Raw genomic sequence first — 21,473 nt, 5'->3', positions numbered from 1 at the left:
CGTGGGGCGCACAGGAACCCGGGTATCGCCGGGACGGGAAAGCGTGCTGCGGGCGATCCCGTGGCTCGGGCCGTCTCTGGTGCTGATCGCGGCCATCGTCGCTTTCCCGGTCGGCTACATGGTCTGGACCAGCACCCGGGACCTGAGCGCCTACGGCCAGGATCGCGGCTCCGCCGGGTTGGCCAACTACCGCAACCTGTTCGACATCAGCGAACTGGGATCGGTGCTGCTGCATACGGTGATCTGGGTGGTCTGCGTTGTGCTGATCACCCTGCTCCTCTCGGCGGCGCTGGCCCAGTTCCTGAACAAGGACTTTCCCGGACGCACCGCGGTGCGGATGGCGATCCTGGTGCCGTGGGCGGCCTCGGTGGTGATGACGACGACGATCTTCTACTACATGCTCGATCCCGACGTCGGCATCGCCAACCGGTTCCTCGTCGATATCGGACTGCTCGACCGCGGTTACGGCTTCACCAAGCAGCCGATCCCCGCCTTTCTGGTGGCGATGGGGGTCGCGGTGTTCGTCTCGATTCCGTTCACCACCTACACGATTCTGGCGGGGCTGCAAGGGATTCCGGCCGAGATCGGGGAGGCGGGCCGGGTCGACGGCGCCAGCCCGTGGCAGCGCTATCGGTATCTCACACTGCCGCAATTGCGTCCGGCGATCGCGGTGGCCACCATCATCAACATCATCAACGTGTTCAATTCGCTGCCGATCCTGCAGGTGATCACCGGCAGCATTGCGGGCTTCTCCGCCGATACGACAACCACGTTGACGTTCAAGCTGATTCGACAGAACCAGCAGATCGACACCGCGGCCGCCATGAGCGTGCTCAACTTCGCCCTGATCGTGGTGATCATCGCGATATACGTGAAGGTCATCAAGCCCACACAGCAGGTCGATGGATGAGCGTGGATACACCCCGAGGGAAAGGGGGACCGATGACGACACGGGCCGATAGCCGCGTCGACGGCGTCGAAATCCTGCCCGCCGCGGCGATTCGGGAGGCAACCGGTGGACGCGGCAGGCGGCGACGCTGGGAGCTCACGGCGGTCGGCGTGCTGGTGGCCGCGATCTTCCTGATCCCGTTCATCGTCATGGTGCTCGGTTCGCTGAAGAGCAGGGCCGAAATCCTGCGCATCCCACCGACCTACCTGCCGGAGTCCTGGCGTCCGGACAACTACGCCACGATGTGGGACACGCCGGAAACGCCGCTGCCGTTCAACATGGTCAGCACGATCGTCATCTCGGTGTTCGCCACCGTGCTGGTGCTCATCGTCGCTGTTCCGGCCGCGTATTACACCGCGCGCCACCGATTTCCGGGCCGGGCGGTGTTCCTCGGGTTGGTGCTCGTCACCCAGATGCTGCAGCCGACCGTGCTGGTGACCGGCTTGATCCGGCAGTTCTTCACCCTCGGCATCAACGACACCTGGCTGGCGATGATCCTGGTGAATGCCGCGTTCAACCTGTCGTTCGCGGTGTGGATTCTGCACAGCTTCTTCGCCGCGATTCCGGTGGAGATCGAGGAGGCCGCGCAACTCGACGGTCTCAACCGCTGGCAGATTCTGACCAAGGTGAGTCTGCCACTGGTGTGGCCTGGCATCGTCACCGCGACAATCTTCACCGTGGTCGCCTGCTGGAACGAGTTCGCGGCCAGCCTGGTCGTGCTCACCACCCCGGAGAATCAGCCGCTGTCGGTGGCGCTGACGAAGTTCGTCGGGCAGTACGACACGGCATGGCAGTACGTTTTCGCCATCTCGACCGTCGGCATCATCCCGGTGGTCATCTTGTTTGCGTTCATTGAAAAGCGGCTGGTGGCAGGCCTGACCGCAGGCAGCGTCAAGTAGCGGAGCTGTCTGGGTCAGGGTATGGACTTCCGTGAAGAACAACAGCCACGGCGAGGCCATCGCGACCGTCACCACGATCCTGCGGCCACGCGGTGCGGCGCCGGAGGGTGGGCGCAAGCTGCTGTCGTATCAGATCGCCGAGGACAGCGGGGCACAGTATTGCGCGCCGTCGTACGTGATCCAATCCGGTGCCATTCCAGTCGATTACGTCAACGCGGCCGAAACCTTGATTCCGATCGCCGCTGGGCTCGGCCGGGGCTGGTACCCGAGATCAAGGAAAGCTATGCGCCGGAACTGAATATCGTCGGCGTCGCGGTAGGCGGCGTCGCACCCGGTGACTACGCGGCCGTGGTTCGGCACAACAACAGTGGCGTGTACGCCGGATTGATCTCGGCGTCGTTCGTCGGACTGGCAACCGAATACCCGGAGGTGCAGCGGGTGATGCGCGAGCGGGTGGATCTGCTCGGGCAATTCGTGATGGCGTCGAAGAAGGTGCTGTGCCATCCGCAGGGCGCGATACTGTTCCCCGGATTCAACTACCTCGGCACTTTCCGGGGCGGCGCCCCGCTGTCCCTGCCCGAGGTGCGGAATGCAATCGCGGACAATTCTCTCGGCCAGCAGACGCCGTCGGTGCCGATCTACTTCTACCACGCGCAGAATGACGAACTGATTCCTATCGGTGGCACCGACGCCGCTGTGGAGAAGTATTGCCGCGAAGGCGCGCCGAGCGTCACCTACGTTCGGGAATTCGCGGCCGAACATATCTCGGGTGTCATCTCGCACCTGCCCGGCGCGTTCTATTGGCTGAAGGACCGGCTCGACGGTGTCACCGCGACCGCCGGATGCACGATCACCAGTCCGGTGAGCACGCTGACCGAACCGCAGTTCGCACAGGGTCTCTCAGATCTGTTGCCGCCCATGGCCCAAGCCCTCGTCGGGCAGGCCATCGGACAGCAGCGTTAGTCAGTCCCCGCCCCGGCGTCGACCCGGTCATCCTGATGTCCGCGCCGGGGTGCGGCCGTGTTCGCCCGGTAGCATCGAAGCGTGGCACGGCAGGGTGACGAACCAAGGGACGGTCGCAGTTACGGCGGCCTATCCAAGGAGCAGCGGGTAGCGCAGCGGCAGACGCGGCTGGTCGATGCCGCGCTGGAGTTGTTCGGCACCCATGGCTATGCCGCGACCTCGATCGAGCGGCTGTGTACCACCGCCAATGTTTCCACCCGCAGCTTCTACGAAGATATGGGCAGCCGTGAGGCGCTATTGATCGCGCTGGTAAATCGCATTACCTCGCACGCCGTGGAACGAGCGTTGGAAGTATTGGATGAGACGAAGGGTGAGCCGCTGTCGAAAAGGGTCGTCGACGGTTTTCGCGCCTATCTTGATGTGACCTGTCACGACCAGCGGTCCGCGCGGGTCTGCTATGTCGAGGTGGTCGGTGTCAGCCCGGCGGTGGAGGACTGGCGCAGACAGCAGCGGCGGCTGCTTTCGGCGCTGTTGATGAGCGAGGCGCAACGCGCGGTCGAACGTGGCGAAACCAAGCCGCGGCGTTTCGATCTGTTCGCGCTCGCGGTGATCGGCGCGGTGAATTCGCTTGCGCAGGAACTGGTGCAGAACACGCTGCCCGATTCGGTGATCTCGCTCGATGAAATATGCGATGAGATCGCATATTTCGTGAATTCTGGGCTCGCGTTGAACTGATCCGGGATTCACTTCTCCGGCGTCCGTCATGCCGCAGGCCGAAGCAGACTCCGGATTGCGTTGACCGCAGGCACTACTCGGGTGGCCGCATTGCGTACCGCGATCCCGGATCTGGTCGCGGGGATCAGCAGTGCCGCCGCGGCCGTAACGCCATTGAGCTTGGGTTCCACCAACACGCGATGTCGCTTCTCGTAGCGCCGGAACGCCGACTCGTGATCTCCTGGCTCGGCAGCAAGCTCTTCCGCCAAGGTGTACGCCCCGGCGATGGCGAGCGTGGAACCATCGCCGAACAGCGATACACAGGAGGCGGCGTCCCCGAGCAGGGCGATGCGACCGTCCGACCACCTCGGCAGCTCACCCTTGCTGACGGAGTCGAAGAACAGGTCGTCGGTGCTGCGTACCTGATCGAGCAGTTCGGGCAGTCGCCAGCCCTGATCGGTGAATGCGTCGATGACCATCCGCTTGTGCAGCGCGGTATCGCGGTGGTCGTAGCCGGGTACGCCCTTGTGGCGGAACATGAATGCCGCAATCGCCTTGCCGCGCGTCGGATGCACCGCCAGCGCGCGCCCCGGCGTGTTGTAGATGAGGACTTCCCTGTCATCGCCGAAGGGTTGGTCGATTCGCAGCGTCGCGACGTAGATCCCCTGGTGCTCGATGAACTCGTTATCGTCGCCGAAGGCCAAGCGCCGCACCGCCGAATGCAGTCCGTCCGCGCCGATGACCAGGTCGAATCGGCGTGGCCGCGCGGTGGCGAAGGTGGCATCCACTCCGTCGGGACCTTGGGTGAGGCTGGTAATGGTGTCGTTCCAGAGGAACTCGGCCTGTTCACCTCCGGCATCCAGCAGGATGTTCGCCAGATCGGCTCTGGGCACCTCGACTTCGCGCGCACCCGCTGACCCCCGGAAGGCCTTCAGGTCGACATGCGCGACCTGCCGGCCGCGGCCGTCGACAAAGCTCATTCGGGAGACATCGGACCCGGCCGCGCGCAGTTGCGGCATGACGCCCATCTGTTCGACTACGTCGACCGCGGGGCCTTTGACGTCGACGGGATTGCCGCTGGAGCGCGCTCCGGCGGCCCGTTCGACCACTGTGACCTCGAAGCCCCCGCGGGCCAGCCAGAACGCGAGCGTCGAGCCGCCGATGCCTGCGCCCGAGATCAGAACCGTCTTGTTCATGGCAGCGCCTTCCACGTAAGTGGACGAATTTCGTCCACTTAGGAGAGGGTACAGTAAGCGGAAGGATTTCGTCCACTTAATGTGGGAGGTGAGTGCCACGACCCCGGCACAGCGGGCAGATGCCAGGAACAATCGCGACCAGATCATCGCGGCGACCCTGGTGACATTCCGTGAACAAGGCATCGACGTACCCATGAAAGAGATCGCCGACCGCGCCGGCGTCGGCGTCGGCACGCTGTATCGGCACTTCCCGGACCGCGACGCGCTGATCGCCGCGACCGCCCACTCCTACCTCGCCGACCTGGCGCGGACCGCCGCAACTTGCTGGCAGGAGGAGGTCGACGCGTGGCCCGCGCTGCGCCGATTCCTGCACGAATGCGCCGAACGAAAGGTGGGCGGACTTGCCGCGGCCATCGAGCCGTCGCTGCACGCGGAGATTCAGGCCGACCCGGGACTGCGCGAAGTGCGCGGCAAGATCGTCGACCTCGTCGCGCGAATGACCGAGCAGGCCAAGGCGTCCGGAGTCGTGCGCGCGGATATTCGGACAGAGGACGTGGCCGCCCTGATGACGTTGCAGATCTACACCCGATCGAACGAGTCGTATGCCGAGGCCGTCCACCGTGTCGTCGAGATCGTGCTGGACGGGCTCCGGGCACCGCCGGGAAAGAGGTGAGTGTGGCCGAGTGGTTGTCGCCAGGCTTGGCAAGACCCGTCTGGAATCTCTACGGTCTGCAGCGTGCCTGTGGTCAGATTGTTCGCGTGCATCGAAAAACGGCAGGTCGCCGGATCGACCGGGATGGGGTGAGATGACCGGACCGACGGACCGGCCGCAGCGGTGGAACCGGCTGCTCGAACTGCTCGCCGACTCGGGGCGGCTATCGGTGGAGGAAGCCGCCGAACGCCTCGGCGTATCACCGGCGACGGTGCGCCGCGACTTCACCGCGCTTGCCGAACAGCAGCTGGCCACCAGGACGCACGGCGGGGTCGTGGCAACCACCGTGGCCTACGACCTGCCCGCCCGCTATCGGCAGACCGGCGGCGAAGCCAAGCAGCGGATCGCCGAACATGCTGCGACACTTGTCAATCCGAGTGCGGTGATCGGCATGAACGGTGGCACCACCACTACGGCGGTGGCGCGGGCGTTGGCCGGGCGCGCCGATCTGGCGAACGCCGGTGGTGATCAGCTGACGATAGTCACCAACGCGCTGAATATCGCGGGCGAGATGGTGCTGCGCCCGCATCTGCGCACCATCTGTCTCGGCGGGGTGGCGCGCCGGGAGTCCTATGAGCTGCACGGGCCGTTGGCCGAGCGTGCGTTGGCCGAGCTGCGCTTGGATTCGCTGATCCTCGGGGTGAATGCGATCTCCGCCGAGGGTGGCGCGCAATGCAGGCACATCGACGAGGCCGGGGTGACGACCGAGATGGTGCGCCGTTCCGGTTACGTCATGGTGGTCGCCACCGCCGACAAGTTGGAGCGGTCCGCGCTGGCCAGGATCTGCGGCATCGAGCAGATCGATGTGCTCGTCACCGATTCCGATGCTGATCCCGCGGCCGTCGCGACGATCCGTGCCGCGGGCGTCCGGGTCGACATCGTGTAAGTCCATTCCGTGCAGTGCGGCCCGGCGGCCATTCGGCTCGCCGGGCTGTTTTGTCGTTGCCGGGTGATCGCCGATTCGTAGTCGCAGACCATTGACCGAGTCACCGTGTCTCACTAGCGTTAGTGGGACATCACGTCTCATTGAGAACGTCAAAGGGAGCCGGGCTATGGCCGACGGTGTCGATTCCACAATGCATCCGCCCAGGTGGGCGCCGACCTTTATTCGCTGGCACAACACGCCCATCACCTGGTGGGAGTCGGTGCGGCTGTCGCTGCGCATCCTGCCGCGCGTCCGCGATCACACCGTCCTCGACTATGTGACCAGCCTGCCCGGGCAGGACGACATCCTGGTGGCGCGGGTGCCGTTCGCGAAGTTCGTCATCGTGCGCAGCCCGGAACTGGCGCGGCACGTGCTGGTCACCAACCAGAACAACTATATGAAGAGCCCCGAATACGACATGCTCGCAGTCGCTTTCGGTCGCGGGCTGGTGACCGATCTGAATGATGCGAATTGGCAACGCAATCGGCGGCTGGTGCAGCCGATCTTCGCCAAGCGCAATGTCGACGGTTTCGCGCCGGTGATGGTCAGGGCCGCGCGGGATGCGGTCGCCCGCATTCGCGAACTTTCCGCGTTCGGCGACCCGGTCGACATCGGCGCCGAAATGAACCGTCTCACCCTGGACATCACCTCGCGCACCATGTTCGGCACCGATATCACCGGGCCGATGTCCGAGGTGGTGCTCGCCCGGCTGTTGCGGTTCTTCGGGCGCGGTTTCATGACAAACCTCAGCCGCCCGACGCACAACATCGGAATCTGGCTGCACAAGCGCAGCCACCGCGGCGGCGATGCCGCGAACTCCCGGCTCCCGATGCGCATCATGCGAGCCTCCGGTTGGCTGGTCGAGCCCAAGGCCATGCGCGATCTGAAGCATGCCGAAGGTGTGGTGGACGGGTTGATCGCCGACCATCGCAGCGGACGCATCGACCACAAGGACAATCTGCTGGCCCTGCTGATGGACGCGTCGGATCCCGAAACCGGTTACCAGTACACCGATCAGGAGATCCACGACGAGCTGATGACCTTCATCGGTGCGGGCATGGAGACCACCGCGACCGCGCTGAGCTGGGTGTGGCAGCTGTTGTCCGAGCATCCGCAGGTGCGGCAGCGGCTGCACGATGAGGTGCGCTCGGTGCTCGGTTCGCGTCCCGCGACCGCCGCCGACCTCGATAACCTGCCGTGGACGCAGGCCGTCGTCTCCGAAACCATGCGGCTGCTGCCGCCGGTGATCGGCCTGGCCAGGACCGCGAAGGAGCACGACGCGCTCGCCGGCTACCCGATAAAGCCGGGGACCACGGTAGCGATCGTGGTGCACGGGGTACACCACCACCAGCGGGTCTGGGACCGGCCGGAGGAATTCGACCCGAGCCGGTACCTGCCGGAAAACCTGGAGCGCGAACAGAAGCGGGCCTCACTGCCCTTCGGTGCGGGTAAAAGGATGTGTGTCGCATCGGGATTCGCGAGTATGGAGGCGGCGCTGGTCGTCGCGACCTTTGCCCAGCACATGCGGTTGGACGCGGTCTCGCCGCAGCGGGTGCGCAGACAGATCTCCTTCACCGGTGGTCCGGACGGCCCGCTGCCGATGCGGCCGCGATTCCTGCCGCAGTCGGAGCCCGCCGACACGGCCGTATAGTCGGCACCGTGAAACCGTCCGCCGACATGCGGCACCATCGCAGGCGCTCGGGTGGGCAGCGCTGGAAGGAACACAACTCCGCGCGACAGACCTTGATCCTGGAAACGGCCGTGGCGTTGATCGAGGAGAACGCGCCCGGCACCGAGGTTTCCATCCAGCAGATCGCCGAGCGGGCAGGTTTGGCGCGCTCGGTGATCTACCGGCAGTTCGAGAATCGGGAAGATCTCGACGCCCAGGTGCGCGAATTCATCCTCGGGCGCTATCTGGCGGAGTTCGAATCGATGCTGGTGCTCGATCCGGGCAAGAGCGCCGAGGAGATCATTCTCGAGGTCATGCGCGCGGTCGTCTCCTGGGCGGCGGAGCATCCGAATCTGTACCGGTTCGGTTGGACCGGCGACGTGCACGGCAACGAACCGGGAGAGACCGGCCTCGCGACCGCCAGGCATCGGATCGCCGACGCACTGTGGCACCGGTTTTCGTCCTGGACAGCGGTGCTCGGCATCGATGTGACGGGCTTCCGCCCGCTGGTCGTTGGGCTGGTCGGCATGGTGGAGGGCGTTGTCACCCAATACATCTGCGTGCCGCCAGACGCCGAACAGCCGGACCAGGAAGCGATCGCCACCCTGCTGACCTCATCGACCTGGTACATGTTCGCAGGCCACGCGGCCGACCTCGGCTACCACTTCGACCGCTCCGCCAACGTCGCCGCCGTCCTCGGCGAACTCTTCGCCGACGCCGCCGCTCACCACCCCGACCACTGACTGGTGGTCAGTGGGTTGGGGGGAGGCCGAAATGAGGGAAGAGGGTGGGGTCTACGAAGACGGTGATTCGATGGATCGCCGATTTCTTCAGGGTGAAGGTATGGATGGAATGCGCACGGTAGGTGCCGGTTTCGTCGCGAAGGTAGTAGGCGATGGCGGGTTCGGTGTTTGCCGCGGTCGGGATGGGGCGCCACTGGGTCGGGTCTGTGGCGCACTTGTCGGCGAAGAATTCGAGGACATGGGCGCGGCCTGCGAACCAGAGCAGAGCGGGTGGCATTTCGAGGGTCACGTCGTCGCGCAGTAGTTTGGCGAATTCGTCCATGTCGGCGTTGCCGAAGGTGGATGCGTAGCGGTCGATCATCGCGCGTTCGTCCGGACTCAGGGATTCCGATATTCGATCGAGCATCGGGGCGTCTTTCTCGAGTTGGGCGCGGGCGCGCTGTAGCGCGCTATTGACTGCGGCGGGGGAGGTTTCGAGCAGGTCGGCGACTTCGGCGGCGGACCAGGCGAGCACGTCACGAAGGATCAGCACCGCACGCTGCCGGGCCGGCAGATACTGCAGTGCCGCGATGAAGGCGAGCCGGATCCCGCTGCGCGCGGCCACGACGGTCGCGGGGTCGTCGGCCGAAGTGCCGAGCAGCGCATCGGGAATCGGCTCCAGCCACGAGAGCTCGGGGTGCTTCTCGGGGCGGGTCCGCATTTCCGTGCTCGGTCCGCCGAGCCCGGTGGGTAGTGCCCGCCTGCCGCGCTGCTCGAGCGCGGTCAGGCAGGCATTTGTCGCGATCCGATAGAGCCAGGTGCGCATCGAGGCGCGCTGCTCGTCGAAGCGGTCCGCGGCCCGCCAGGCGCGCAACATGGTCTCCTGCACCAGATCCTCGGCGTCGTGGATCGAGCCGAGCATGCGATAGCAGTGCGCCAGCAGCTCCGGGCGATGCTGCGTCGTTCGCGCCTCGAAATCGGCATCTACGGTCATGGATCAGAACCTATCGACTCGGCGCGGGCCGCACAGTCACCAGCGCGGATGGTTCGGTGCGGACTGGCGCACCTGCTTCGGCGGGAACCGGCGCACCCGCGGGGATCAGCAGACCGATGGCCGCGCCCGCCAGCGCGAGAACCATCGCTGTCCCGATCGCCGCCGCGAATCCGTCACTGAACGCCCGCGCCGAGTCGAAACCGCCGACCGCCGCGAAAACCGCTGCGGGCAAAGCGATCCCGAAGGCCGCGCCGAGCTGGCGCATGGTGTTGAAGGTGCCGGACGCGGCACCGACGGCGGCCATCGGCACCGCACGCAGGACGGCGCTCTGGGCGGCCGGGATGGCCATCGACACCCCGATCCCGGAGATCACGAACGGCGCGATCATGGCCGGATAGGACAGGTCGGGGTCGGCGATGAGCGCGATCCAGCCGTAGCCGGTGGCCTGCATCAGCAATCCGGCGACGATCAGCGGCCGCTCACCGAACCTGTTGACCTGCTTGCCCGCGATCGTCGCGACCAGGAACAGCGTCACCGTCCACGGCGCCAAGCGCAGACCGGCGCCCAACGGTCCCTCGTGCTGAACCTGCTGCAGGAACTGGGCGAAGAAGAACGCGCCGCTGAAGATCGATGCGAACAGCAAGAACCCGGCGGCATTACCGGCGGAGAAGGCCCGCGAGGCGAAGAAACGCATCGGAATCAGCGGGGACGGCGTCCGCAGCTCCCAGCGCACGAATCCGAACAACGACACCGCGCCGACAACGAACGCACCGATGACTTCGGTACTGGCCCAACCGGATTCATTGCCGCGAACCAGCCCCCACACCAGACCGAACGCCGCGGCGCTCACCAGGCCGATGCCGAGGAAGTCCAGCTTGCGCGCCACGCCGGAACTCTCGTCGAGCCGAGCGACGATCAGCGGAACCAGAGCGGCCCCGATCGGCACGTTCAGCCAGAAGATCCACTGCCAGGCCAAGCCTTGCACCACCGCGCCGCCGACGAGCGGACCACCCAGCGTGGCCAAACCGGTGATGCCCGCGAATAATCCGAGCGCCCGCGTCCGCTGCTGCGGCCCGAACGCGGCCGACAGCAAGGCCATCGTCACCGGCATCACCGCGGCCGCGCCGACGCCTTGCACCGCCCGCGCCGCAATCAACCATCCGAGACTCGGGGCCAGCGCGCACCCGGCGGACGCCGCGCAAAACACGACGAGCCCAACGACGAGCACTCGCTTTCGGCCGTATCGGTCGCCGAGCGCCGCGCCCGCCATCAAAAGCACCGCGAAACTCAGGGTGTAGGCGTTGATCGTCCATTCCAGCTCGGCGATCGTCGCATGCAGGTCCAGCTGGATCGCATGCAGCGCCGTGGTGACGACCAACGCGTCCAGCATGATCATCACCGCCGCCAACGATGTCAGCGCAAGCACCCAGCGCTGACCGACAGTCATCTTCATTGCGATGCACTCCTCCGATGGGTTTGTGAGTACATACCTGCGCCGCGGCGCAGACTCATCGGAGGAGGAGAAAATTCGTCCGGACGATCCGGCTACTGCTCTACGGCAACGACCTCGGGACGTGTGGCAACCGGATTCCGCGGGCGAAGCGTTCGTGTCCAGACGACGAATCCCCACGCGACGAAGCCCGCATAGACCAGGTAGAGCGTGGCGGACGGGTAGTAGCCCGCCTTCAGCAGCAGTGGCACGCCGACCAGATCGACGGCGATCCAGATGAGCCAGAATTCGGCGAGGCCACGGGCCATGCCGTAGGTGGCGAGGACCGAGCCGGTGAAGATCCAGGCTTCGGCCCACGGCCCGTAGGAGCCGATCACGGCGAAAAGCTGGGCGAAGGCGGCGGTGCCGATCACCATGGCGGCAACAAGGAGCCACCGTTCCCTCGGGCTCGCCGAGCGCGGATCGACACCGCGATGCTCGAGCCCGGTTTCGATCCGGGCATGGCGGTACCAGCTCCACCAGCCGTAGACGCTGACCGCGACGAACATCAGTTGGCGGCCCGCCTGGCCGGCCATATTCAGCTGCTGTGGTGTGTTGAAGATGCCGCCGACGAAGACCGTGAACAGCAAAAGGTTGCCCGCGATCCCGATCGGCCACGCCCAGACCCGCCGGCGCATGCCGCCGATCGCGGACGCGAGCCCGAAGCCGTTGCCGATCACCTCGCGCCACAGGATCTCCGAGCCCGCGATATGCAGCTTGGCGTCGAGCAGCGCGTAAAACGGGTTCACGACCGGTGTAACCGTGAGCGGGCGATTTCTCATCCGCGACGCGGGATTCGGGTCAGCGGGATTCGAACGAATGGCCGTCCTAACGTGCCGAGCGTAACGATTGCGCAATCTGGGGTGGCGATTCGCAATATCCGTGCAACGACCTGCTCCTAGGGTTTGTTTCATGAGCACGGCAAGCGAGACCGGCGAGCAGGAGCCCATCGGCGGGACGGGCATCCACATCAGCGGGTTGACGAAGACGTTCCGCGTCGGCAGGCGCACGGTACAGGCGTTGGATTCGGTGGATCTGCATACCGAGCAGGGTGCCTTCCTTTCGCTGCTCGGGCCGTCGGGATGCGGCAAGTCGACGGTGCTGCGCATCCTGGCCGGATTGGAGACGCCGACGGCGGGCAAGGCGCTCATCGATGGTGAGACACCCGCCGAGTTGCGTGGTCACCACGAGCTCGGCATCGCCTTCCAAGATTCGGCGCTGCTGCCGTGGCGCTCGGTGGAATCCAATATCAAGCTGCCCTTGCAGGTCGCGGGGCTCAAGTCCGATCCGGAGCAGATCGCCGACCTGGTGCGGCTGGTCGGGCTGGAGGGCTTCGAGAAGGCGAAGCCCGCCCAGTTGTCCGGCGGTATGCGGCAACGAGTCTCGATCGCGCGGGCGCTGGTGGTGAAGCCGACGGTGCTGCTGCTCGACGAGCCGTTCGGCGCGCTGGACGACATGACCCGGCAGCGGCTCAATCTCGAACTGCTGCGGATCTGGACCGAGAAGCCCGCGACCACACTGATGGTCACGCACGGCATCGCGGAGGCGGTGTTCCTCTCCGATGTGGTCGCGGTGATGAGCCCGCGGCCAGGGCGGGTGCTCGAGCTGGTGAAGATCGATCTGCCGCGCCCGCGTACGCCCGAGATGATGCGGACGCCCGAGTTCCACAAGCTGCACGATTACCTCTCGGAGCTGTTGTTCGGGAAGTCGGGCAAGGGCGGCGTCGCATGAAACGGATAGGCGGGCTGCTCGGCATCGCCGGGCTGATCGCGATCTGGTGGTTGCTTGCGGCGCTCGGTGTCGCCGGCGGCACGATCCCGAGCCCGTGGCGCGTGCTGGACACCATGTTCACCGACGGCTGGGAGCTCTACGGCCCCAACTTCCGGATCACCGCACTTGGCGCGCTGAAGGGCTTCGTGTGGGGCAATGCGCTTGCCATCGGGCTGGCGATCCTGATCATGCTGATTCCGCCGATCGAACCGCTGGCCACCCAGTTGGCCATCCTCAGCTACTGCACACCGCTGCTTGCGCTCGGCCCGATCATCCTGGTGGTCTTCGGCGGCCGCACCCCGACGGTGTTCCTCGCCGCGATGTACTGCTTCTTCACCACGATGGTCGGGACGGTGACCGGCCTGCGCTCGGCCGACCGGACCAGCCTCGATCTGGTGCGAGCCTACGGTGGCGGCCGCTGGCAGCAGCTGTACCGGGTGCAGGCGATCGCCGCACTGCCGAATACGTTCGCGGCGTTGAAGATCGCCGCGCCCTCCGCGGTGCTCGGCGCGATCATCGGTGAATACCTCGGTGGCGTGGACAGCGGCATCGGCGTTGCGCTGACCGCCGCCCAAACCGCGTACAACGTGCCACGCACCTGGGGCATGGCACTCGCCGCCGCCGCACTGGCCGGACTCGGCTATGCGATCGTCGCGTTGGCCGCCAGGCTGGTCGCGCCGTGGACGACACAGGAGGCCCGATGAGTGACCGAGCCGAAGGCCAGGACCTGACCAAGGCCGCGGTCGGCGACGCCCCTGCGGTCACCGGGGCGGACACCCAGGCGTCACGGCCGAGCGCGGCCGCTGGGACCGTGGACGTCCTGCGCCGGATCGGGCGTTTCCTGTTCCCGCTGTTCACCTCGCTCTTGCTGATGCTTGCCATCTGGTACGCCTTCTTGAAGGCGTACCCGCAGGTCGGGCCGCGAGTGGGCAAGACGCCGAGCGATATCTGGAAGTACCTCGTCACCTCGGAGAACGCCGGTACCGCGCGGCAGGCCATCTTCGACGATCTCCAGATCACGTTGCGGGACGCGGCGATCGGGTTCGGGCTCGGGATGGGTGCGGCGCTGGTGGTTGCCGCGCTGTTCGTATCGTTCGCGGCGGTCGAGCAGACCTTCCTGCCGGTCGCCATGCTGCTGCGGTCGGTGCCGCTGGTCGCGCTGACGCCGATCATCGTGCTGGTGTTCGGGCGTGGGCTCGCCGGTGTCACGGTGATGGCCGCGATCGTGGTGTTCTTCCCGGCGCTGGTGATGATCATGGCGGGATTGCGCAACGCACCACAGCAGGCGATAGACCTGGTGACGGCTTACGGTGGCTCGCGCTGGACCGGGTTGCGGATGGTCGCCGTCCCGGCCGCGCTGCCCTCGGTGTTCGCCGCGGCCCGAATCTCGGTGCCGGGGGCACTGATCGGGGCCCTGCTCGGTGAATGGCTCGGTAGTGGCACCGGCCTCGGCGCGAGCCTGATCCGGGCCATCCCGACGTTCCAGTACAACAAGCTGTGGGCGACGATCGTCATCGTCACCATCGTGTCGGTGATCCTGTACGCGATCGTCGGTGTGATCGAAAATCTCGTGCTCGCCCGATTCGGCCCCGAAGCCGGTCGCCGTTGAGACCGAATTCGCGCAAATCAATGCTCGGAACGTCAAAGTAAAGAAATCGAAACGGAATCGACCTAGATTCGGCGCATGACACCCGCACAACGCTCTTCGTTCGGGCCGCACCTGGACCGCCGTTCGTTCCTCCGATACTCCGCGCTGGCAGGCGCCGTCCTGGGCGGCACCGGGCTGCTCGCCGCTTGTGGCTCCGATTCCAGCAGCTCATCGGGCGGCTCGATCGACGACGGTTCCAAGTACGGCACCGTCGCGATCCAGCTCTCCTGGTTGAAGAACATCGAATTCGCAGGCGAGTACTTCGCCGATTCGCGGGGCTATTTCAGGGAGGCGGGTTTCGGCTCGGTCAACCTGATCGCGGGCGGCGCAGGGAGCACCTCGACGGAGGCCGGGCTCGACACCGGAAAGGTGTGGCTCGGTACCTCGGCCCCGCAAACCACCGCACGCGCGGTCCTGGAGGGCCTGCCCGCGAAGATCGTCGCAACCACGTATCAGAAGAACCCCTTCGCGATCGTCAGCTCCGCCGCCAAGCCGATCAAGACGCCGCAGGACATGAAGGGCCGCAAGATCGGCGTGCAGGACACCAACCAGGTGATCTTCGGTGCGTTGCTGACCGCCAACGGCATGACGCCGAGCGATGTCACCATCGTGCCCGCACAATTCGATCCGACCCCGCTGGCCAACGGTGAGGTCGACGGCTGGGTCAGCTATGTGACCAACGAACCGATCACCTTGGCCGCCAAGGGATTCGAGAACAACCACTTCTTGTTCGCCGACTACAACCTGCCGCTGGTCGCCGAGACGCTGACCGTCAAGCAGTCCACCATCGACAAGGAGCGCGACAAGCTCAAGGCCTTCCTGATCGCCGAGATCAGGGGCTGGAAGGACGCCATCGGCGACCCCGCGGAATCGGCCAGGTTGGCCGTCGAGGTGTACGGCAAGGACCAGAAGCTCGATCTGGATGAGCAGACCAAAGAGGCGATCGCGCAGAACGGCCTCGTGGTTTCCCAGGACACGACGGCCAACGGACTGCTGAGCATGACCGATCAGCTGATCGAGCAGAACATCGCCGCATTGCGCAAAGCCCAGATCGACATCAAGGCCGATCAGCTGTTCGACCTGTCCGTGCTACGCGAGGTGTACGCCGAGAATCCCGGACTGAAATAGCGGCTAAGCGAACGCCTGCTCGGCGTGGAAGGTGTCGCTGCCCTCGGATAAGTGCCGTCCGGTCCGACCGGACCGGGCGGCAAGCAGTTGAGCGGCGATCGAGACCGCGAATTCGGCCGCGGTCCGTGCGCCGACATCCAGCCCGGCGGGCGAGTGCAGGCGGGAGAGTGTCGCGTCGTCGAAGCCACCCGCCTGGAGGTCTTCGACGCGCCTGACATGGGCGGCCCTGGAGCCGATCGCACCGAGATAGCCGAGCTCGGGTAGTCGCAATGCCACTGTCAGCAGTGGGATCTCGAACTTCGGATCGTGCGAGAGCACGACAATCCCGGTGCTGCTGTCGATTTCACCCGCCGCGGACAGGGTGTTGAGGTAGCGGTGCGGCCAGTCGACGACCACCTCGGCGCCGGGGAAAGCGTCGGGAGTGGCGGCGGTGTCACGTGAGTCGCAGATGGTGACGCGATAGCCGAGCAGCTTCGCCTGCACGGTGAGGGCCGCCGCGAAGGCGTTGGCGCCGAAGATGAGCAGCCGCGGTGGCGGCGGGAACGAGGCGACGAACAGATCCGATTCGGGCAGCGCGACCAATTCGGTGGCGTGCCGCTTGTCGGTGACCAGGTGCTGGCCGATGAGGTCCGCATCCGGATTCCACACCACGGTGAACACGGTGACGCGCCGGTGCGCCGCGATTTCGGCTGCGACAGTGGGGAATTCGGGGAAGTCTCGGCGGGAGAACGGTTCGATGAACACGTCGATCATGCCGCCGGAATCGAGGCCTGCCTCGCCGATGGGAACGCCGAAACGGTGCAGTCCGCGCCGACCCGTTCGGGCGGCCTCGACGGCGGCGTCGTAGATGGTCGACTCGACGGACCCGCCGAGCACCGAGCCATAGATGGAGCCGTTCGCGTCGACCAGGATCGTCGAACCCACCGGTAGCGAACCGGAACCGATGGTGCGCACGATGGTTGCCAGCCCTCCGGTACGCCCGGAATGCCATAGTCGCAGTAAGTCCTCGACGATGTCGCGCATCAGTTAGCTCCGATCACCGTGCGGCCGAGGCCGGGTAATCACGATCGTTCCCCGTCGCCAAATCGTCGCACGTGACGCACACCATATCGTTCTTACCGGACAAATAGGTGCGGGCGCCCGAATCTCCTACGGCTTCTGTACATGCCGAGGTCCAATGCTTGTGTGCGAGCACAACGGGGTGCCCCGGTGTGTTGTGGAACACAGCGCGGGCGAGGCCGCTCGGTGCGGCGAAGGCGGCGGCGGTCACCCTGGCGACGACATCGGCTCCGACATCGGGGGTATCCACCGGCATGATCGCCGCGTAGCTCGCGGAGGTGCTCGCCGCGGCGATCAGTCCCGCCCGGAACGAGGCGCCGAGCCCCGTGGCCCAGTCCGCCGCCCACACGTGGCGCACGCCCGCAGGCAGGTCGACGATCTCCGGTGACGGGCCCGTGGCGCCGAGCACCACGATGATCGGATCGCAGCCGCCACCGCGCAGTGCCGCCACCGCGGCATGCAGCCAGGCGCCGCCTTCGGCAAGTACCTTCGGCTTCCCGTAACGCGTCCCCGCCCCCGCGGCGAGCACGATGCCGACACACTCGGGACCACCGGTGCGGCCTGCTCCACGTGCTGGATCGGCGCCGTGTTCGGTGCCGGCGCCGTGGTTGGGAACACCCATGGTGAGAACGGTAGTCCGAAAGCGTTGCCAGCAGGTTTCCCACAGGTGGTGTGGATGCGACGAGCACTCCCGGCGGGTCTACGCGACACGCCGGAAGTGATCTATCGCGTTCGAGTGGCAACCCGGCTGTTGGTATTCGATGCTGGACCGATGACACTCGACGGGGTGGGCATCGCGCCGTTCAACGCGCTGCCCGAGACGGAAGCCGTCGCGGCGTTGCTTGCCTGTTGCTCGGCGCCCGCCTTGGCTCGTGCGGTGGCTGCCGGGCGGCCGTACGCCAACGTCGAGGACTTACTGGAAACGGCCGACGCGGTGCTGGCCGAGCTGCCCGAATCGGAGATCGATCGCGCACTCGACGGGCACCCGCGCATCGGCGACCGGCCGGACACCGCGTCGTCCGCGCGCGAGCAGGCCACCGTGGCCAGCGCGGCTGACTCGATACGGGCCGCACTCGCCGAGGGCAACCGCAGCTACGAGGAGCGATTCGGTCACATCTACCTGGTGTGCGCGACCGGTAAATCCGGGGCCGAGCTGCTCGAGCTGCTGTACGCCAGGCTCGGCAACGATCCACAGACCGAAAGGCGAGTGATGCGAACAGAATTGGCGAAGATCAATCGAATCCGGTTGCGCCGCATGCTCGGAGCTACCGGATGAGCACGCTGAGCACACATGTGCTCGACGCGGTCCGTGGTGCGCCGGCGGCGGGCATCGCGGTGACGTTGTACGGCGAGGAGCAACTCGATGCGGGAGAGACCGATGCCGACGGCCGGATCGGCGCACTCGGGGCCACCCTGGCCGCGGGCACCTATCGGCTGGTGTTCGACACCGGGTCTTATTTCGCCGGGCTGGGGGTCGACTCGTTCTTTCCCGAGGTTTCCGTCGCGTTCGTCGTCACCGAGGAGCGGCATTATCACGTCCCGTTGTTGCTGTCGCCCTTCGCTTTTTCCACCTACCGAGGGAGCTGATCCATTCATGGAGCTGACCGGGCCGATCGTGCTGTCGGACAACCGTTACGGCAAGGCCGAGAACCGGATCGTCCGCATCTACCGGGACGAGGCACGACACGAGATCCGCGACCTGAATGTATCCACGGTGCTGCGCGGCGATTTCGCCGAGGCCTACATCAGCGGTGACCAGTCGAAAGTGCTGCCAACCGACACTCAGAAGCACACCGCGTACGCGTATGCGAAAAAGCCGGGGGTGCAGACCATCGAGGACTACGCGCTCGCACTGGCAAGGCACTTCGTCGACGAGGTGGAGCCGGTCGACAGCGCACGCATCGAGGTCGAAGAGTATGCCTGGCAGCGGGTTTCGGTCGGCGGTAGCGAACACGACCACACCTGGACCCGCTCGGGTCCCGAGGTGCGCACGGCAACGGTCACGGTGACGGGCAAGGGTAGCGACCAGCAGGCCTGGGTTATCGGCGGCGTGCGGGATCTGGTGATCCTGAAGTCGACGGGTTCCGAGTTCGCCGGCTTCCTCACCGACGAATTCACCGTGCTCGCACCGACGCACGATCGAATGCTGGCGACCTCGCTCGTCGCGCAGTGGCGCTTCGCGACCACCACCGGCGTCGAGTGGGACGAGGTATACGCCGGTGTACGAGCCCGTTTGGTCGAGACGTTCGCGACACTGCATTCGAAGGCGTTGCAGCAGACGCTGTTCGCGATGGGCACGGCCGCGCTGGAGGCGTATCCGGTGCTGGCCGAGGTCCGGCTTGCCGCGCCGAACAAACATCACTTCGACTACGACCTCGGCAGATTCGGGATCGACAATCGTGGCGAGGTGTACCACGCCGACGATCGGCCCTACGGGCTGATCCACGCGACGGTGTCGAGGGAAGATGCGCCTGAGGCGGGGTCGGCATGGCGACAGTGACCGAACCTACGCTGGTCATCGACGGATGCGCCGTCGCGACCGTCGATGCGGCGGGCACCGAGTTCCGGCGCGGTTATGTGACGGTGCACGGCAATAGGATCGGCGCCGTCGGCGCGGGTGACGCCCCCGATTTCGGTGGCGTGCCGCGCATCGACGGCCGTGGCTGCCTGCTGACCCCCGGCCTGGTGAACACCCATCACCACCTCTATCAGTGGATTACCAGAGGTCTGGCGGCGGACAACACCCTGTTCGAGTGGCTCACCACGCTCTATCCGATCTGGGCAGGCATCGACGAGCAGGCGGTGCGCGTCGCGGCGACCGGAGCGCTGTCCGCGCTGGCGCGCACCGGTTGCACCACCACGGCCGACCACCACTACGTCTTCCCGCGTGCCGGCGGCGACCTGCTCGGCGCCGAGATCGCGGCCGCCGCGGAGGTTGGACTGCGCTTCCACCCGTGTCGTGGCTCGATGGACCTGGGTGCGAGTTCCGGTGGGCTGCCGCCGGATCACGTGGTGGAATCGCTGGACACCGTGCTGTCCGCGAGCGCGGATGCGATCACCCGCTGGCACGATCCGTCGTTCGATTCGATGCTGCGCATCGCCCTGGCACCGTGCTCACCGTTCTCGGTCACCGCGGACCTGATGCGTGAATCCGCCGTGCTTGCCCGCGACGCCGGGGTGCGACTGCACACCCATCTCGCCGAGACCGCCGACGAGCTGGATTTCTGTGCGGCCCAGTTCGGTTGCACACCAGCGGAATACATGGAGCAGCTCGGCTGGATCGGCTCCGACGTCTGGTTCGCGCACGCCGTACACCTGGACGACGCGGCCGTCACCGCGATCGCGCGGTCCGGTACCGGAATCGCACACTGCCCCACCTCCAACGGCCGTCTCGGCGCAGGCATCGCCCGCACCGCGGACCTGGTCGCCGCGGGTGCGGTGGTCGGGCTCGGCGTGGACGGCGCGGCGAGCAACGAGTCCAGCTCGATGATCGAGGAACCACGCAATGCGCTGCTCTACGCCCGCGCCAAGGGCGGACCGCGCGCACTGAGCGTGCGAACAGCGTTGGCGCTGGCCACGATCGGCGGCGCACGGGTACTCGGCCGCGATGCGGAGATCGGCTCGATCGAACCGGGCAAGCTCGCCGACCTGGCCCTCTGGCGACTCGACACCCCAGCCCACGCGGGCATCGACGACCCGGTGACCGCACTGATCCTCGGCTCGGCCCCGCCACTGGCGGCCTTGATCGTGAACGGACGCGAGGTCGTTCGCGACGGCGAGGTTCGCACCGTCGACGAGCGGACCGTCGGGGCGCAGGTAGCCCGAGCGCAGGCCGCACTCGTCGCGAAGGCGGGCTGAGGCCAGCCCGGCCCGCGTGCGGGAGGGTTATAGACATTCACGTCGGAGCAACTCGATGCGGGCCTGGGCTGGAGCTGAGGCATCGGTCCTGGGTGGGAGCGACGAGGGCGGTCGCGTCCGGTGTTGATTCAGCGTGGACGTGGAGCGCAGCATCGGCCCTGGATGGGATCGACGACGGTGGTCGCGTCGCGGTGTGATTCGGCGTGGACGTGGAGCGCAGCCATCGATCCTGGGGGACCGACGAGGGTGGTCGTGTCGCGGTGTGATCCGGCGTCGACGCGGAGCGCAGCCATCGGCCCTGGATGGGACCGACTAGAGCGGTCGCGTCGCGGTGTGATTCGGCGTGGACGGCGAGCGCAGCCATCGATCCTGGGGGACCGACGAAGGGCGGTCGTGTCGCGGTGTGATTCGGTGTGGACGCGGAGCGCAGCCATCGGCCGTGGGTGGGACTGACGAGGGTGGTCGTGTCGCGGTGTGATTCGGCGTAGACGTGAAGCGCAGCCATCGATCCTGGGGGACCGACGAGGGCGGTCGCGTCGGGTGCGATTCGGTGTGGACGCGGGAGCGCAGCCATGGGCCGTGGGTGGGACCGACGAGGGCGATCGCGTCGGCGTCAGGATGCGATTCGGCATGGGCGTGGGGCGGATCGGAGCTATCAGCGGGCTGAGTCCGGCAAAGCGACCATGTCGTTCAACCGAACGTATACACAACGGACACGACAGGTGCGGGGCGGGATGGGAGGCTGGATTGTGCCGGGCGGCCCGGCCGGTCGGGGCGG

At 66.3% G+C, this 21,473-nt stretch carries 23 protein-coding genes; 17 read left to right on the top strand and 6 right to left on the bottom strand.

Features of this window, described 5'->3' with window-relative positions; all coding sequences use genetic code 11:
• The first annotated feature begins 1 nt into the window (after position 1).
• The 5 genes from ACFQZZ_RS27615 to ACFQZZ_RS27595 all read left to right on the top strand — a co-directional run bounded on the left by ACFQZZ_RS27615 (position 2) and on the right by ACFQZZ_RS27595 (position 3,546).
• Complete coding sequence (locus ACFQZZ_RS27615; RefSeq protein ID WP_378686561.1) at positions 2-910, top strand: carbohydrate ABC transporter permease; 909 nt, start codon at positions 2-4, stop codon at positions 908-910.
• 32 nt (positions 911-942) lie between these two features.
• A complete protein-coding gene (locus ACFQZZ_RS27610; RefSeq protein ID WP_378686559.1) occupies positions 943-1,848 on the top strand; it encodes a carbohydrate ABC transporter permease in 906 nt (301 codons plus the stop codon).
• A 31-nt stretch (positions 1,849-1,879) separates the two neighbouring features.
• Complete coding sequence (locus ACFQZZ_RS27605) at positions 1,880-2,146, top strand: hypothetical protein (RefSeq protein ID WP_378687191.1); 267 nt, start codon at positions 1,880-1,882, stop codon at positions 2,144-2,146.
• Complete coding sequence (locus ACFQZZ_RS27600; protein ID WP_378687133.1) at positions 2,032-2,811, top strand: lipase family protein; 780 nt, start codon at positions 2,032-2,034, stop codon at positions 2,809-2,811. Before ACFQZZ_RS27605 ends, ACFQZZ_RS27600 begins: the two co-directional genes overlap by 115 nt.
• Positions 2,812-2,892: 81 nt before the next feature.
• The gene (locus ACFQZZ_RS27595) at positions 2,893-3,546 is read left to right on the top strand and encodes a TetR/AcrR family transcriptional regulator (RefSeq protein ID WP_378686558.1); all 654 of its coding nucleotides are present in this window, start codon (positions 2,893-2,895) and stop codon (positions 3,544-3,546) included.
• Between the two features lie 26 nt (positions 3,547-3,572).
• Here ACFQZZ_RS27595 and ACFQZZ_RS27590 read toward each other — a convergent pair whose 3' ends face one another.
• Positions 3,573-4,721 (bottom strand): FAD-dependent monooxygenase, encoded by a 1,149-nt coding sequence (locus ACFQZZ_RS27590; protein ID WP_378686556.1) that lies wholly within the window; start codon positions 4,719-4,721, stop codon positions 3,573-3,575.
• 88 nt (positions 4,722-4,809) lie between these two features.
• Here ACFQZZ_RS27590 and ACFQZZ_RS27585 point away from each other — a divergent pair, with 88 nt between their 5' ends.
• The 4 genes from ACFQZZ_RS27585 (at position 4,810) to ACFQZZ_RS27570 (ending at position 8,770) form a co-directional block, all read left to right on the top strand.
• Positions 4,810-5,394 carry a TetR/AcrR family transcriptional regulator gene (locus ACFQZZ_RS27585; RefSeq protein WP_378686554.1) on the top strand — a complete coding sequence of 195 codons (585 nt, stop codon included), beginning with the start codon at positions 4,810-4,812 and terminating at the stop codon, positions 5,392-5,394.
• A 133-nt stretch (positions 5,395-5,527) separates the two neighbouring features.
• Positions 5,528-6,319: a DeoR/GlpR family DNA-binding transcription regulator gene (locus ACFQZZ_RS27580; RefSeq protein WP_378686552.1), complete on the top strand. Its 792-nt coding sequence runs from the start codon at positions 5,528-5,530 to the stop codon at positions 6,317-6,319.
• Positions 6,320-6,485: 166 nt separating this feature from the next.
• Complete coding sequence (locus ACFQZZ_RS27575) at positions 6,486-8,009, top strand: cytochrome P450 (protein ID WP_378686550.1); 1,524 nt, start codon at positions 6,486-6,488, stop codon at positions 8,007-8,009.
• Between the two features lie 8 nt (positions 8,010-8,017).
• Positions 8,018-8,770 carry a TetR/AcrR family transcriptional regulator gene (locus ACFQZZ_RS27570; RefSeq protein ID WP_378686548.1) on the top strand — a complete coding sequence of 251 codons (753 nt, stop codon included), beginning with the start codon at positions 8,018-8,020 and terminating at the stop codon, positions 8,768-8,770.
• Positions 8,771-8,777: 7 nt separating this feature from the next.
• Here ACFQZZ_RS27570 and ACFQZZ_RS27565 read toward each other — a convergent pair whose 3' ends face one another.
• The 3 genes from ACFQZZ_RS27565 to pnuC form a co-directional block, all read right to left on the bottom strand.
• Positions 8,778-9,743 (bottom strand): sigma-70 family RNA polymerase sigma factor, encoded by a 966-nt coding sequence (locus ACFQZZ_RS27565; protein WP_378686546.1) that lies wholly within the window; start codon positions 9,741-9,743, stop codon positions 8,778-8,780.
• Between the two features lie 10 nt (positions 9,744-9,753).
• Complete coding sequence (locus ACFQZZ_RS27560; protein WP_378686544.1) at positions 9,754-11,196, bottom strand: MFS transporter; 1,443 nt, start codon at positions 11,194-11,196, stop codon at positions 9,754-9,756.
• Positions 11,197-11,288: 92 nt separating this feature from the next.
• Complete coding sequence (pnuC, locus tag ACFQZZ_RS27555; protein ID WP_378686542.1) at positions 11,289-11,981, bottom strand: nicotinamide riboside transporter PnuC; 693 nt, start codon at positions 11,979-11,981, stop codon at positions 11,289-11,291.
• A gap of 163 nt (positions 11,982-12,144) precedes the next feature.
• On the opposite strand from pnuC, the gene ACFQZZ_RS27550 reads away from it, so the two are divergent.
• From ACFQZZ_RS27550 to ACFQZZ_RS27535, 4 genes are all read left to right on the top strand, one after another.
• A complete protein-coding gene (locus ACFQZZ_RS27550) occupies positions 12,145-12,963 on the top strand; it encodes an ABC transporter ATP-binding protein (protein WP_378686541.1) in 819 nt (272 codons plus the stop codon).
• The gene (locus tag ACFQZZ_RS27545) at positions 12,960-13,706 is read left to right on the top strand and encodes an ABC transporter permease (RefSeq protein ID WP_378686539.1); all 747 of its coding nucleotides are present in this window, start codon (positions 12,960-12,962) and stop codon (positions 13,704-13,706) included. The genes ACFQZZ_RS27550 and ACFQZZ_RS27545 overlap by 4 nt, the downstream gene beginning before the upstream one ends.
• 107 nt (positions 13,707-13,813) lie before the next feature.
• Positions 13,814-14,611 carry an ABC transporter permease gene (locus ACFQZZ_RS27540; RefSeq protein WP_378687131.1) on the top strand — a complete coding sequence of 266 codons (798 nt, stop codon included), beginning with the start codon at positions 13,814-13,816 and terminating at the stop codon, positions 14,609-14,611.
• A gap of 75 nt (positions 14,612-14,686) precedes the next feature.
• Positions 14,687-15,778, top strand: a complete 1,092-nt coding sequence (locus ACFQZZ_RS27535) for an ABC transporter substrate-binding protein (protein ID WP_378686537.1) — start codon at positions 14,687-14,689, stop codon at positions 15,776-15,778.
• Positions 15,779-15,781: 3 nt separating this feature from the next.
• Here the strand turns inward: ACFQZZ_RS27535 and ACFQZZ_RS27530 are convergent, their stop codons facing one another.
• Entirely contained in the window at positions 15,782-16,801 is a 1,020-nt protein-coding gene (locus ACFQZZ_RS27530; RefSeq protein ID WP_378686535.1) for an XdhC family protein, read from the bottom strand.
• A 13-nt stretch (positions 16,802-16,814) separates the two neighbouring features.
• A complete protein-coding gene (locus ACFQZZ_RS27525) occupies positions 16,815-17,459 on the bottom strand; it encodes an NTP transferase domain-containing protein (protein WP_378686533.1) in 645 nt (214 codons plus the stop codon).
• A 150-nt stretch (positions 17,460-17,609) separates the two neighbouring features.
• Here ACFQZZ_RS27525 and uraD point away from each other — a divergent pair, with 150 nt between their 5' ends.
• The 4 genes from uraD to ACFQZZ_RS27505 are packed head-to-tail and all read left to right on the top strand — an operon-like array spanning position 17,610 to position 20,695.
• Positions 17,610-18,113 (top strand): 2-oxo-4-hydroxy-4-carboxy-5-ureidoimidazoline decarboxylase, encoded by a 504-nt coding sequence (uraD, locus tag ACFQZZ_RS27520; RefSeq protein WP_378687129.1) that lies wholly within the window; start codon positions 17,610-17,612, stop codon positions 18,111-18,113.
• Positions 18,110-18,424, top strand: a complete 315-nt coding sequence (gene uraH / locus ACFQZZ_RS27515; protein WP_378686532.1) for a hydroxyisourate hydrolase — start codon at positions 18,110-18,112, stop codon at positions 18,422-18,424. Before uraD ends, uraH begins: the two co-directional genes overlap by 4 nt.
• A gap of 7 nt (positions 18,425-18,431) precedes the next feature.
• Positions 18,432-19,337, top strand: a complete 906-nt coding sequence (gene pucL, locus ACFQZZ_RS27510) for a factor-independent urate hydroxylase (RefSeq protein WP_378686530.1) — start codon at positions 18,432-18,434, stop codon at positions 19,335-19,337.
• Positions 19,325-20,695, top strand: coding sequence for an 8-oxoguanine deaminase (locus tag ACFQZZ_RS27505; RefSeq protein WP_378686528.1), 1,371 nt, complete (start codon positions 19,325-19,327; stop codon positions 20,693-20,695). Before pucL ends, ACFQZZ_RS27505 begins: the two co-directional genes overlap by 13 nt.
• Positions 20,696-21,473: the final 778 nt, after the last annotated feature.

It is taken from the genome of Nocardia sp. GCM10030253 (assembly GCF_042675075.1).
Taxonomy (GTDB): Bacteria; Actinomycetota; Actinomycetes; order Mycobacteriales; family Mycobacteriaceae; genus Nocardia.
This window is presented reverse-complemented; position numbering and strand designations above follow the sequence as displayed.

Bases quoted from the DNA above. Each gene is read 5' to 3' on its own strand.
- ACFQZZ_RS27545 (WP_378686539.1), top strand. From the start codon at position 12,960: ATGAAACGGATAGGCGGGCTGCTCGGCATCGCCGGGCTGATCGCGATC.
- ACFQZZ_RS27535 (WP_378686537.1), top strand. From the start codon at position 14,687: ATGACACCCGCACAACGCTCTTCGTTCGGGCCGCACCTGGACCGCCGT.
- ACFQZZ_RS27610 (WP_378686559.1), top strand. From the start codon at position 943: ATGACGACACGGGCCGATAGCCGCGTCGACGGCGTCGAAATCCTGCCC.
- ACFQZZ_RS27565 (WP_378686546.1), bottom strand. From the start codon at position 9,743: ATGACCGTAGATGCCGATTTCGAGGCGCGAACGACGCAGCATCGCCCG.
- ACFQZZ_RS27525 (WP_378686533.1), bottom strand. From the start codon at position 17,459: ATGGGTGTTCCCAACCACGGCGCCGGCACCGAACACGGCGCCGATCCA.
- ACFQZZ_RS27530 (WP_378686535.1), bottom strand. From the start codon at position 16,801: ATGCGCGACATCGTCGAGGACTTACTGCGACTATGGCATTCCGGGCGT.
- pucL (WP_378686530.1), top strand. From the start codon at position 18,432: ATGGAGCTGACCGGGCCGATCGTGCTGTCGGACAACCGTTACGGCAAG.
- ACFQZZ_RS27590 (WP_378686556.1), bottom strand. From the start codon at position 4,721: ATGAACAAGACGGTTCTGATCTCGGGCGCAGGCATCGGCGGCTCGACG.
- uraH (WP_378686532.1), top strand. From the start codon at position 18,110: ATGAGCACGCTGAGCACACATGTGCTCGACGCGGTCCGTGGTGCGCCG.
- ACFQZZ_RS27505 (WP_378686528.1), top strand. From the start codon at position 19,325: ATGGCGACAGTGACCGAACCTACGCTGGTCATCGACGGATGCGCCGTC.
- ACFQZZ_RS27575 (WP_378686550.1), top strand. From the start codon at position 6,486: ATGGCCGACGGTGTCGATTCCACAATGCATCCGCCCAGGTGGGCGCCG.
- ACFQZZ_RS27560 (WP_378686544.1), bottom strand. From the start codon at position 11,196: ATGAAGATGACTGTCGGTCAGCGCTGGGTGCTTGCGCTGACATCGTTG.
- ACFQZZ_RS27580 (WP_378686552.1), top strand. From the start codon at position 5,528: ATGACCGGACCGACGGACCGGCCGCAGCGGTGGAACCGGCTGCTCGAA.
- ACFQZZ_RS27550 (WP_378686541.1), top strand. From the start codon at position 12,145: ATGAGCACGGCAAGCGAGACCGGCGAGCAGGAGCCCATCGGCGGGACG.
- uraD (WP_378687129.1), top strand. From the start codon at position 17,610: ATGACACTCGACGGGGTGGGCATCGCGCCGTTCAACGCGCTGCCCGAG.